The sequence below is a fragment of the Streptomyces zaomyceticus genome (assembly GCF_014656215.1).
GTDB classification, from domain to species: domain Bacteria; phylum Actinomycetota; class Actinomycetes; order Streptomycetales; family Streptomycetaceae; genus Streptomyces; species Streptomyces zaomyceticus.
In genome coordinates this window covers 18,503-30,760 of record NZ_BNBZ01000008.1, presented here as the reverse complement: position 1 = coordinate 30,760, position 12,258 = coordinate 18,503, and the positions used below count along the sequence as shown (strand labels likewise).

The window sequence follows — 12,258 nt, the reverse complement described above, 5'->3', positions numbered from 1 at the left end:
GCCCTTGTCGACGTGTCAGGAGATACAGCCGGCCTTCGGAGCCGCACTGATGCAGCCGCTCTTGGTCGTTTCGCTGATGCAGCCGTTCTTCGCCTGCACCTGGGCCGAGTTGACGGCCAGCCAGTTCTTCCAGACGTCGTCCGCTGCCATCCTTCGGATGAGCTGTTCCATGGTTTCTCCGATGCTCGTGTGGACGGTTCACTTCGCGCGGACCGATCACGGAGGCATTGCCTGACGATTCACTCCTGACGATCCGCTCGGTGAATTTAGAAGCGTGATCGATCGACTGTCAACGATTGGTAAAGAAGAATCATGTGAAGTGGTCGCGCCGAAGCTGTCTTTGGCGTGATTCCGACCTCTCGGCCCTGCTTCGGCGCCGACGTGTCCAGCGCGTTGTGTCACGTCCCCGCATACGCGGCGACGTGGGCTGACGGTCGCGACGGCGGACAGGAGAGGGGGCACCGACCGGGTTCCCGCGACCCGCGCATGAGAATCCTCTCCTCGTGTCCGGCACCTGGATCATGAGCGGGCACAATGATCGGATGCTGTGGCACAGGCTGGGGTTGACATTAGGAGCGGGAGTGGCCCTGCCGGCGCTGCTGATCGTCTGGCACTGGCCGGGGCAGCACTCTCCACCTTCCATGGGCCCCGCGGTCGTCCTGGGGCCTCCACTCGTGCAGGCGCCTCCGACCGCCTCCGCGTCCCGCCCGGGGCGGCCGGCCGAGCCTTCCCCGACCTCCCCGCAGCCCTCCGCGTGCCCCGGCTCCGGAGGCAGGGAGGTGGCGGCCCTGCCTCCCCCGGAGAGCGAGGACGACGACTTCTGGGACGACTTGACGGACTTGGAGGTACGGGACGGGTCGGGCTGCCTTTGGGGAGACGACGATGACGACGAGTGGGACGACTGATGCCGAGTCTGTCGATCAGCGCTCGGTCCCGGATCGTGGGCTGGATGATGATGCTGCTGAGTGCGGCTCTGGCCGTGCCCACCTTCGGGATCACGGTCCTCTGGCGGGCCGAGCTGGACCGCCAGGTCGACGTACAGCTCCGTGCCGAGGCGGACAAACTGCGTGCCTTCGCTGGGACCTCGCGTGACCCGCACTCCGGAGAGCCCTTCGCCACGGGGGCCGCGCTGCTCACGGCGTTCATGACGGTCCACCATCCCGCCCATGACACCGCCTTCTTCAGTGTCGTCGACGGGCGCGCGGACCGGCGCAGCCCCGGCCCGGTGCCGACCCGTCTGGATCGGGATCCCGAGGTCATCGCCATGGTGGCGGAAACGACCGATCCGGGCATCCGGTGGCTGGACACCCCGGCGGGACGTGTCCGCTACGGCGTCGTCCCGGTGCGGGTGAGTGGCGACCGCGCCGACACCCGTCTCGTCCTGGTGGCCTTCCGGGACCGGCAGTTGAGCCGGGAGTCGCAGATGGCACGAACCCTGCTGGCCTCAGGAGGTGTCGCTCTGCTGGTCGCCGGAGCGGCGAGCTGGCTGGTGGCGGGCAGAGTACTGGCTCCGATCCGACTGGTCCGGCAGACGGCGGAACGAATCAGCGAGACCGACCTGACGCAGCGGCTGCCCGTACGGGGCAACGATGACGTGGCACAACTCGCTGAAACGTTCAACCATATGCTCGAACGGCTCTCACAGGCCTTCACTTCACAGCGCCGCTTCCTGGACGAGGTGGCGCACGAACTGCGGACACCCATCACCGTCGTGCGCGGACATCTGGAGCTCATGGACGCCTCCCAGGGTGGCGAGTCCTTTCAGACCCGAGCCCTGCTTCTCAGCGAACTGGACCGGATGCGCCGGATCGTGGACGACCTCCTCCTCCTGGCGCGGGCCGAGCGCCCGGACTTCCTCAACCTCGGCCCGACCTCGCTGACCGATCTGGCGGTCGACGTGGCGGCCAGCGCGCAGGGGCTGGGGCGTCGACACTGGAAGGTCGCCGAAGTCGCCGACGCCACCGTGCGAGCGGATGGTCAGAGGCTGACCCAGGCGCTGATGCAACTCGCCGCCAACGCGGTCGCCCACACGACCGAGGCGGGCGCCATCGAGATCGGTTCGCGTCTGCGGCACGGCCGGGTGTTGCTGTGGGTCGCCGACACCGGGCCGGGCGTGGCCCCGGAGGACCGCGAGCGGATCTTCCACCGCTTCTACCAGGCCGATACGGCGAGCTCCGACACCGGTATCGGCATCGGGCTCGCGCTCGTCAGCGAGATCGCCCAAGCCCATGGCGGCGGCGCCCACGTCGAGGACGCTCCCGGCGGTGGCGCGCGCTTCGTCATCGACATTCCCGCACTGCACCCGACGACGGAGGACACCCACGGTGAGCCGGATCCTGATAGCGGAGGACGATGCAAGAATCGCCTCCTTCGTCGAAAAGGGGCTGAGCCGTAGCGGATACGTCACCCATGTCGTCGCCGATGGCGTCTCCGCCTACGAGCTCGCACGCGGCCGGGACTTCGACCTCCTGATCCTCGATCTCGGTCTGCCCGGCCACGACGGACTGACGGTCCTGCGCAAGTTGAGAAACGCACGCGTCACCCTGCCCGTCATCATCCTCACCGCCCGTGACGCGGTGAGCGACGTCGTGGGCGGACTGGAGAGCGGGGCCGACGACTACATGTCCAAGCCCTTCGCCTTCGACGAGCTACTGGCGCGGGTACGGCTGCGGCTGCGCCGCGAGGAACCGCTGGACGGTTTCCTGCTGCGGGTCGGAGATCTGGTCCTCGACCTCCGTACCCGCCGGGTCCGGGCGGGGGACCGGGTCACCGACCTGTCCGCCCGCGAGTTCGCCCTGGCGGAGATCCTCATGCGTAATCCCGACCGGGTGCTCTCTCGGGAGCAACTACTCAGCCACGTATGGGGGTTCGACTACGATCCCGGCTCGAACATCGTCGACGTCTACGTCCGCTACCTGCGGCGCAAGATCGGGGCCGAACGCGTCCAGACCGTGCGCGGGGTCGGCTACCGGCTCAGAGTCTGACCAGCGGCGCGAGTCCGAGCTGTGGCGGCCCGCGCCGGCCTGTGCACGCGCGGCGCCCGGTCCACGGGAGGCGTCGCCCGTGGACCGTCGGGGCGGATTCGTGTGCGGGCGGCCGCGGGTCGTGCCGGCCGCCAGCGCGTCCTGCCGGCGGGCGGCCTCCGGCCCCGGCGCATGAGAACTGTCTCACCGTCATCTCATTTCCAGCTCATGGTCTGGACCAATAGTGTTCCTGCGGGTCACCGGCGACGCGACGCCCTTGGGACGGCGCGTTCGGTCGCCGTGGCGACATTCCGGGACCCGGGCGCCATCGCACCGACAGCAGGCATGGACGACCTCGACGGTTCCTCCGCGCGACCACTCGCACCTGTTCCTCCGGCACCCGTTCACCCCGCACACCCGAGAGCCCCGTCGCGCCGGTCGTAGCCGCCACCGGCACGACGAGCCGCGCACCACTTCCCCAAGGAGGACACTCCTGTGTTACACATCATCGACCAGACCCGGGCCTTTCCTTCCCGCTACGGCGGAGAGGGACCCGGTCTCCAGGGCTTCGCGGACGGCCAACGGCCCTCCACCATGTTCATCACCTGCTCCGACTCCCGTGTGGTCCCGACGCTGTTGACCGGCGTCGGCCCGGGTGAACTGTTCGAGCTGCGCACCGCCGGGAACGTCGTTCCCCCGTACGACCCGGAGAACGCCACCAGCGAGATGGCGACGATCGAGTACGCGGTCTCCGTGCTGGAGGTGTCCGACATCATCCTCTGCGGGCACTCCCACTGCGGCGCCGTAGGAGCCCTGGCGCGGGGGGACGACCTGCGGACCCTGCCCGCGGTGCGCGGCTGGCTCAGCCGGTCCGTCCCCACGGACGACGGCGGGCCCGACTTCGGCGACCTCGGTCCCGATGTCGCGCTGCCCGTGCAGCACCACGTCGTCGCGCAGATGCAGAGGCTCCGCGACTACCCCTGCGTGAGCGAGGCCGTCCGCGAGGGCCGGCTCGGCCTGCACGCCTGGTACTACGAGGTCCACACCGGCACCGTCCAGGCCCACCAGATCGCCACGGGTACCTTCTCCTCCCTGTAGACGGCGGTGCCGGCGCGCGGTCCCCCGCCGCCCTCGGCTGCCGCTCCCCCCACCCCCAGGAGCTGAAGTCAATGAAGACCTCTCCACGTCTCCGGTTACAGCCGGACGTCCTCTCCCGCGACCTGCTCGCATCGGTCGTGGTGTTCCTCGTCGCCGTCCCCCTGTGCGTCGGCATCGCCGTGGCCTCCGGTGTCCCCGCCGAACTGGGCCTGGTCACGGGAATCGTCGGAGGGCTGCTGGTCGGCGCGCTGCCGGGCAGCGCGCTTCAGGTCAGCGGCCCGGCCGCAGGGCTCACGGTCCTCGTGTACGAGGCCGTGACCAGCCATGGGGTCGGTGCGCTCGGCATCCTCGTCCTGGCCACGGGACTGCTCCAGATCGCGCTCGGTGTCGTCGGCTTCGGAAGGTGGTTTCGTGCCATCTCCACCGCGGTCGTCCACGGCATGCTCGCCGGCATCGGCCTCGTCCTGATCGGCAGCCAGCTCTACGCCCTGGCGGGAGCCGAGGCGCACGGAAACGGTCTCGACAACCTGGCCGGTCTTCCGGAGCTGCTCACGAGGAGTGTGTCCGGAGCCCCGGCCCTGTCCTCCTGTGCGATCGGTGTCGGGGCCATCGCCGTGCTCATCCTGTGGAAGCGGCTTCCCGGGCGCCTGCCCCGGCTGCTTCCCGGACCGCTGGTGGCCGTGGGGCTGGCCACCCTCGCGGTGGCGGTGCTGGACCTGCCCGTCGCCACCATCGAGGTCCGCGGCCTGGTCGACTCCCTGAACCTGACGGGCCTGGACGACATCGGGCTGCTGGCGGATCCCGCGCTGCTGGGCGTCGTTCTCGCCTTCACGCTCATCGCCTCCGCGGAGTCCCTCTTCAGCGCCGCCGCCGTGGACCGGATGCACGACGGCCCGCGCACCCACTACAACAAGGAGCTCGTCGCCCAGGGAGCGGGGAACACACTGTGCGGCCTCGTCGGCGCGCTGCCCATGACCGCCGTCATCGTGCGCAGCGCCGCCAACGTCCAGGCCGGTGCCCGTACCAAGATGTCCAGGATCCTGCACGGAGTGTGGCTGCTGCTGTTCGCGGCCCTGTTCCCCGCCGTCCTCGGCCTGATACCCGTGGCCGCGCTCGCCGGGGTGCTCATCCACGCCGGCGCGAAGCTCGTCCCGGTCAGGATGTTCGCGACGCTCTGGCGCGAACACCGCGGCGAGGCCGTGGTGCTGGCGACGACCGGGCTGGCGATCATCGCCACAGACATGTTCATGGGTGTCCTGCTCGGCATCGGGGTGGCCGTTCTCAAGACGGCGTGGGAGACCTCCGCTGTCCGTCTCGACATCGACGAGCGGGAGGAGCGCACCACGGTCAACCTCAGCGGCAGCGCCACCTTCCTGCGCCTTCCGCTGATCCTCGACACTCTGGAGGCGCTGCCCAAGGACCGGCCGGTGGAGATCGACCTCTCGCGGCTGCGTCACCTCGATCATGCCTGCCGTACCGCCCTTGACGCGTGGACCGCCCAGAACAGCGCCGGCATCCGGGACCCCGGAGGCATGCCGAATCCGGCACCGCGCGAGACCGCCCTCGTGGCTGCCGCACGGGGCGGCGACACCGGGGACGGCCCTCGCGGAACCACCTCTTGACGGACATGCACCCCTTCTCATCGTTCTCAGGAGGCTCCACCGTGCACCAGCACCACCAAGAGCGGTCGCATTTTCCGACCCGCTGACGCCCCACGCTGTCGGCGCGGCCGTCGCCGCGCCGACAGCTCTCGCTCCGCCCGCCGTCGACCCGCCCCGGAGAGCTCTAGTGAAGCGCCTGCCGAGTGCCGATGTCCTGGACAAGGTGCGTGACATTCCGATCTACCGTGCCTCCGTCGAGCGCGGTCACTTCCCGATCCTGAAGAAGCCGGAGACAGCCCAGCACGACGCACTGCACATGTCGCCGGCGGAGACAGCTGGGCCGGCCGGAAAGTCGGCGACGTCCGACGGACCGACGGTCCCCGCTCGGGGTCACGCGTGACCCAGACGATCCCCTCGGCCACGGTGGCGGGTTTCTCCCGGGGACAGCGCCGCGCCTTGACGGTGCTCGGCATCTCGCAGGCGCTCGGCGGCGCGGGCATGGCGGCCGGCATCACCGTCGGCGCGCTGCTCGCCCAGGACCTGCTCGGCTCGACCGGTCTGGCCGGAGTCCCGGCCGCGCTGTACACCGCCGGCGCGGCTTTCGGAGCGGCGGGTCTCGGGCGCGTCAGCCAGCGCTTCGGGCGCCGTCCGGGACTGGCGCTCGGCCATGGCATCGCCGCACTGGGCAGCGTGGGCGTGGTCGCGGGAGCCGCGGCGCGCTGGCCCGTCCTGCTCCTGGCCGCCCTCTTCGTGTACGGGGCAGGCACGGTCACCGGGCTCCTGGCGCGCTACGCGGGCGCCGACCTCGCTCCACCGGAACGACGTGGCCGGGCCGCCGGAACCGTCCTGTTCGCCATGACCCTGGGAGCGGTCGTGGGCCCGAACCTGACCGGACCCACCGGCGACCTCGCCGACACCTGGGGCCTGCCACGACTGACGGGTCCCTTCCTGCTGGCGGCGGTCGCGTACGTGGCCGCGGCGCTCGTCCTGCTGGTGTGGTCGCGCCCGGACACGCTGCCACCGGCCCCGCCCCCGGAGCTCGGGGCCGCCCGTACCGGGCGCCCCGCCCCTGGCGTCGTCACCGGCGCCACCGTGATGATCACCGCGCAGCTCGTGATGATCGCCGTGATGACCATGACACCCGTCCACATGGCAGGTCACGGCCACACGACACAGGCGGTGGGCCTGGTCATCGCCCTGCACGTGGGCGCGATGTTCCTGCCGTCACCACTGAGCGGGCTGCTCGCGGACCGGATCGGCGGGCGGCGGGTCGCCGTCGCGGCCGGAGCCGTCCTGCTGGGCGCGGGTCTGCTCGCCGGCCTCGCCCCACCGCACTCCGTCCCCCTCCTGGCCTGCGCGCTGGTCCTGCTCGGAGTGGGCTGGAATCTGGCCTTGCTCGGTGGCACTGCCATGCTCACGGACGCCGCGCCCGCCGAGAACCGGGCCGCGGTGCAGGGCCTCGCGGACGTGGGGATGTCCGTGGCGGGCGCGACCGGCGGCATGGTCTCGGGGCTGGTGATGGGCGGGGGCGGATACCCGGTCCTGGCCGCGGCAGCCGGGGCCCTTGCCCTCGCGGTCATCCCGGCGGTGGCGATGAGCTGCAGCCGCCCCACCTGACGAGCGGCCGGCCGGTACGTGCGCGGGAGGACGACCCGGAACCCGTCACGACAGCCTCTCTGCGCCCCTTCCCTCTTCGTCCGTGATCCGACAGAACAGGAGCCGACAGATGAGCCGTCCGACGAGTTCTCCGACGAGCGACCCGACGGTTTCCGCCGCCCGGCCGCCCGCCGACGGCGACCGGGTCGACGCCGTGGTGGTGGGGGCCGGTCTCTCCGGTCTCTACCAGCTCCACCGGCTGCGGGAGCTGGGCCTGACGGCGATGGTCGTCGAGGCCGGCGACGACATCGGCGGAACGTGGTACTGGAACCGCTACCCCGGGGCCCGCTGCGACATCGAGAGCATGTCGTACTCCTACTCCTTCTCCCCGGAACTCGACCAGGAGTGGGAGTGGAGCGAACGGTATGCCGCCCAGCCGGAGATCCTGCGCTACATCCACCACGTCGCCGACCGGTTCGACCTGCGCAGAGACGTCGTCCTGCGAACTCGGGTCACACGCGCCGTGTACGACGGGGCGGATCATCGCTGGCGGCTGTCCACGGACACCGGACGGGCCGTCACCGCCCGCTTCGTGATCATGACGACAGGCTGTATGTCGGTGCCCAAGGACCCGGCGATATCCGGTGTCGACAGCTTCACCGGCGCCGTCCACCACACCGCGCGGTGGCCGCGCGAGGACGTCTCCTTCGCCGGGAAGCGGGTCGCCGTGATCGGCACCGGATGCTCAGGCGTCCAGGCCGTTCCCGTCATCGCCGACGAGGCGGCCTCCGTCACCGTCTTCCAGCGCACCCCGGCCTACGTCCTGCCTGCCCGCAACCGTCCGCTGCGGGCCACGGAACGCGAGGCATTCAAAGCCCGATACCCCGAGTTCCGGCAGGCCCAACGACTCTCGCGGGGCGGGACCGTCTTCGCACCCCCGACCCGCTCGGCGCTGGAGGCGGACGAGACGGAGCGCACCGCCGCCTACGAGGCCGCCTGGGACGAGGGCTTCCTCAACGGGCTGCTGCGCACCTACACCGACATCCTCACCGACGAGAAGGCCAACGAGACCGTGGCGGAGTTCGTCCGGTCCAAGATCCGGTCGATCGTGACCGACCCCGCGACGGCGGAACTGCTCTCTCCGCGTACGTTCCCGTTCGCGACCAAGCGCCCCTGCCTGGGGACCGGCTACTACGAGACGTACAACCTGCCGCACGTGTCGCTCGTCGACCTGCGTGCGACCCCGATCGAGCGGATCACCCCCCGGGGCATCCGGACCTCGGACGGGGAGCACGACCTCGACGTGATCGTCTTCGCCACCGGCTTCGACGCCCTCACCGGCTCCCAGCTCGCCATCGACATTGTGGGAAAGGGAGGCATAACGCTCCGGGAGCGGTGGGCCGAAGGTCCCCGGAACCACCTCGGGCTCGTCTCGGCCGGCTTCCCCAACCTCTTCACCGTCCTCGGGCCGCTCAGCCCCTCCGTACTCACCAACATCACGGTGTCCCTGGAACAACAGGTCGAGTGGATCACCGACTGCATCGACCACCTGCTCAGGAACGGTCTCACCGAGGTCGACGTCACCCCGTCCGCCGAGGCCGACTGGGGGGCACGCGTGGCGGAACTCGCCGCCCGTACGCTCTACCCGGCGGTGGACTCCTGGTACACCGGGGCGAACGTCCCGGGGAAACCCCGCGTGTTCCTCGCCTACGCGGGCGGGCTCGACCGGTACCGGGAAGAGTGTGACGCCGTGGCCCGCGCCGGTTACACCGGCTTCGTGCTCTCTTCCTCCGCGGACGGGCGTTCCCTGTCGGACCTGAACCGGCCCGTGCACCGAAAGCGGATCATGGGCTGTGAATGATTCCCAATGATGGTTGTCAAGCAGCGGGCCGTAGGCTGCGGCCCATGGAATCGTTGATCGCTGCTGTCCGTGAGCACGAAGAAGCTGCCCGGTTTCTCGCTTGGCCGGGGGACTTCGACCTTGACCGAGGCGATCATGTCGAGCAAGTGCACCTCGCCTCGGGCACCAGGCTTGAGGGGTTTGCCGGCGACGGTGCTGGCGGCACGTTCTTCTTCTGCGGTGAAGGCGGGGAGGAGCGTCCGATCCTCTATGCCGACTCCGAAGGAGGTGCGGCTCTGGTTGCCATCGGCCTGGCCGAGCTGGTGCGGCTTTTGCTGGTCGTTCCGTGGTGGCGCGACTGCCAGGCGTTCACGGACGAGGAGAGTCGCGAGCTTGAGGCTGAGTATCTGGAGGACATGCCGGACCTCGCGGCCAGGAGGGACCGTGCTGCCGCAGCCCTTGGCCTCGATCTTCCGGGTCAGGCCGAGGTCCTGGCGCGCTTGAGAGAGGTGGCCACTCGGCTGGGGGAAGACTTCGTTTTGATCTTCACGCCGGAGGGACACCCCTACGAGCCGCTCTTCACGGTCTGAGGCTCAGGCCGCGGCGAGGGCCCGTTGGGGAGGCTGAGCCTCGAAGGTTCGCTGATCGCGTATGAGGGCCCATAGGACGTCGAGGCGCCGCCGAGCGAGGGCGAGGATCGCCTGCTTGTGGCTCTCGCCCTCGGCCCGTTTGCGGTCGTAGAAGGTCTTCGAGGTCAGGCAAAAGCGGGCTGCGATCTGGGCGGATAGATAGAAGACGCGCAGGAGTCGGCGGTGGTAGCGGTGCGGCCGGCGCATGTTGCCGCTGATCCGGCCTGAGTCCCGTGGGACAGGTGCCAGACCGGCGACTCCGGCGAGTCGGCCCGCGGTCCCGAAGGCGTCCATGTCTCCGCCGGTGCAAGCGATGAACTCCGCCCCCAGCAACGAGCCCATGCCAGGCATGCTGAGGATCACCTCAGCATGCCGGTGTTCTCGGAAGCGTGCCGCGATCCTTGCATCCACCGCGGCGATCTCTTCGTCCAAAGCCAGGACGGACCGGGCCAGGGTGTTCACCACGGCGGCGGCCGTGCTCTCCCCGGCCACGGCGGTGTGCTGGGCCTGCGCCGCGGCGACGGCCGCATCAGCCAGGGCCTGGGCGCCTCGGACTTTGCGGTTCTTCAGCCACGTCGCGAGCCGACTCGGACCGACCCGGCGCAGGCCGGCCGGTGTCTGGTAGCCGGTCAGCAGCACGAGTGCGGCCTTGGAGGCGGCATAGTCGAAGGCCCGTTCCAGGGCCGGGAAGTACTCCAGCAACTGGGCCCGCAACCGGTTGATGGAGCGGGTGCGGTCGGCTGCGAGGTCGTAGCGGCGGGCGGTGAGAATCTTCAGGTCCACCGCGATCTCGTCCCACTCCTGCAGAGGCTGCAGGTCCCGGCGCATCCGCGCCTGATCGGCGATGACGTAGGCGTCTTTCGCATCAGTCTTGCCGTCCCCGCGGTAGCCACGGGAAGCGTGATGGACGGTACGGCCAGGAATGTAGAGCAGCCGCTGACCATGGCCAGTGAGCAGAGCAATCAGAAGTGCACCCCCGCCGGCGTTCAGGTCGATGGCCCAGGTCACCGGGCTGTCCTCGGCCAGTGCGAGGACGTCGCCTATCAGCTCCAGAAGCTCGGCCTCGTTGTTGGGAACACGGCGCGAGAGCACCTTCGTGCCGTCCGTGTCTATCACCGTGCAGTGATGCGCGGCCTTGCCGGCATCCGTCCCCGCCCAGAGCTCGGGCACCCGAGCCTCCCTCGTCGATGGGTTGACTGGTCCCTGCAGACGACCACGCCGACGTGTCCTTACGAAGCGATCTCTGTTCGCTTATCCCAATGAGTGGCCGTGTCGTCGCGGGGCGCTGGGCGGCCAATCAGTCAAAGCCACATCCACGGCATGAGCGTTTTAGAAGCCGTATCTCAACCGATCTTGGAACGTGCAAGTCGAACAGAGTTCCTAGCCGGGTGATCTTCCAAGCGCACGTGTGCGGCAACGCGGCCGATGATCCGGACCGGGTGCGCCGGTATCCGTCGGACATGACGGACGCGGAGTGGGCGGCTGGTGTACGAGCAGACTGGTTCGGGTGCCCGGGCGGACCGAGCGGGAGCGACGGGGACGGGGACTGTCGGAGGCCTCGCGTAGGTTGAGCACCGTCGCAGTCGAACGGAATGAACGAGGAACACGGTGAAGGCATACGACCTGGGGTTCGGAGAAGCCGTGGACGCGCTGTCGGTCCGGCCCGGCAAGCCCGTCGAGATCGATCTGCCCGGGGCCCGCGTTGCCGGGTGGTGCGGCGGTCGTGCGCCCGGCATCGGAACGGCCTCCTGGCCCCGGAGCCCTGTCACGGGACTGCCGATGACCCATGTCATCACCCTCGAACTGCCGGAGGACTACCGGCGCAAGGGCCAGGACCTGGTAGCCGTCTCCTTCTTCCACGCCGACGACCACGTCGCCGACGACATCAAGGGCGTGGACGAGCTGCTGGCGGGCACCGTGCCCACCCCGGAGCAGGCCGCCGATCCGTTCTTCGCCGCGGTGGCCGCGACGGCCGCAGCCCGCCACCCCCAGCAGCAGGACCTGGAGGACATGATCGGCGGCGCGCACGCGCTCATCTGGCTCACCGCCGAGGAGTTCGCCGCGCCCCGCATGGATCCCCCGGCCGACATCCGGCCGGACGGCCTCGGCAACAAGTACAGCCGCGGCCAGAACGCCTGGGACGACAGCGCCCCCGAAATCACGGTCTGGATCGGGGAGCGTACCGGCGACCCGAACACCGGCATCGCCCCGGCGGAGGACGGCGAGGGCGGCTACGTGGAGGCATGGTCCTCGGACGACAAGGATCTCGACGCGTTCTGGTCGTCCGTCGAGGGCATCTCGCACCTCGGCGGGACGGTGATGCCCTGCCAGACGTTGCCGGAGGGGCTGACGCCGTACGTCTTCGAGCTGGAGGACGGCGTCGGCGGGGTCAACTTCGGCGGCGGCAACGCCCAGATCGACCTGGAGTCGGGCGTCTTCGACTGGGCGCAGTAGCGGACAGCGGGGCCCGCTGCCCACGGCGGCGCCGAGCGCGGCAGCGGGCAGCGCGCCCGCGCGGAGCCGAGCGGGAC

At 69.9% G+C, this 12,258-nt stretch carries 10 protein-coding genes; 8 read left to right on the top strand and 2 right to left on the bottom strand.

Translation table 11 applies throughout. The features are described from left to right. Positions 1-15 precede the first annotated feature (15 nt). The gene (locus IE311_RS13215) at positions 16-171 is read right to left on the bottom strand and encodes a hypothetical protein (RefSeq protein ID WP_189831829.1); all 156 of its coding nucleotides are present in this window, start codon (positions 169-171) and stop codon (positions 16-18) included. Positions 172-904: 733 nt separating this feature from the next. Between IE311_RS13215 and IE311_RS13210 the strand changes: the two genes are divergently transcribed. The 7 genes from IE311_RS13210 to IE311_RS13180 all read left to right on the top strand — a co-directional run bounded on the left by IE311_RS13210 (position 905) and on the right by IE311_RS13180 (position 9,688). Then, positions 905-2,395, top strand: coding sequence for a sensor histidine kinase (locus IE311_RS13210; RefSeq protein ID WP_229901911.1), 1,491 nt, complete (start codon positions 905-907; stop codon positions 2,393-2,395). Continuing rightward, entirely contained in the window at positions 2,325-2,984 is a 660-nt protein-coding gene (locus IE311_RS13205; protein WP_189831828.1) for a response regulator transcription factor, read from the top strand. Before IE311_RS13210 ends, IE311_RS13205 begins: the two co-directional genes overlap by 71 nt. A 474-nt stretch (positions 2,985-3,458) precedes the next feature. Continuing rightward, positions 3,459-4,061, top strand: coding sequence for a carbonic anhydrase (locus IE311_RS13200; RefSeq protein ID WP_189831827.1), 603 nt, complete (start codon positions 3,459-3,461; stop codon positions 4,059-4,061). A 71-nt stretch (positions 4,062-4,132) separates the two neighbouring features. After that, positions 4,133-5,683: a SulP family inorganic anion transporter gene (locus tag IE311_RS13195; RefSeq protein ID WP_189831826.1), complete on the top strand. Its 1,551-nt coding sequence runs from the start codon at positions 4,133-4,135 to the stop codon at positions 5,681-5,683. A 375-nt stretch (positions 5,684-6,058) separates the two neighbouring features. Beyond that, complete coding sequence (locus tag IE311_RS13190) at positions 6,059-7,279, top strand: MFS transporter (RefSeq protein ID WP_229901895.1); 1,221 nt, start codon at positions 6,059-6,061, stop codon at positions 7,277-7,279. A 109-nt stretch (positions 7,280-7,388) separates the two neighbouring features. Further along, positions 7,389-9,119: a flavin-containing monooxygenase gene (locus IE311_RS13185; RefSeq protein ID WP_189831825.1), complete on the top strand. Its 1,731-nt coding sequence runs from the start codon at positions 7,389-7,391 to the stop codon at positions 9,117-9,119. Positions 9,120-9,163: 44 nt separating this feature from the next. Further along, a complete protein-coding gene (locus IE311_RS13180) occupies positions 9,164-9,688 on the top strand; it encodes a hypothetical protein (protein ID WP_189831824.1) in 525 nt (174 codons plus the stop codon). Positions 9,689-9,691: 3 nt separating this feature from the next. Here IE311_RS13180 and IE311_RS13175 read toward each other — a convergent pair whose 3' ends face one another. After that, positions 9,692-10,897, bottom strand: coding sequence for an IS110 family RNA-guided transposase (locus IE311_RS13175; RefSeq protein WP_189831823.1), 1,206 nt, complete (start codon positions 10,895-10,897; stop codon positions 9,692-9,694). A gap of 438 nt (positions 10,898-11,335) precedes the next feature. Between IE311_RS13175 and IE311_RS13170 the strand changes: the two genes are divergently transcribed. Beyond that, positions 11,336-12,181, top strand: a complete 846-nt coding sequence (locus IE311_RS13170; RefSeq protein ID WP_189831822.1) for a hypothetical protein — start codon at positions 11,336-11,338, stop codon at positions 12,179-12,181. Positions 12,182-12,258 lie beyond the last annotated feature (77 nt).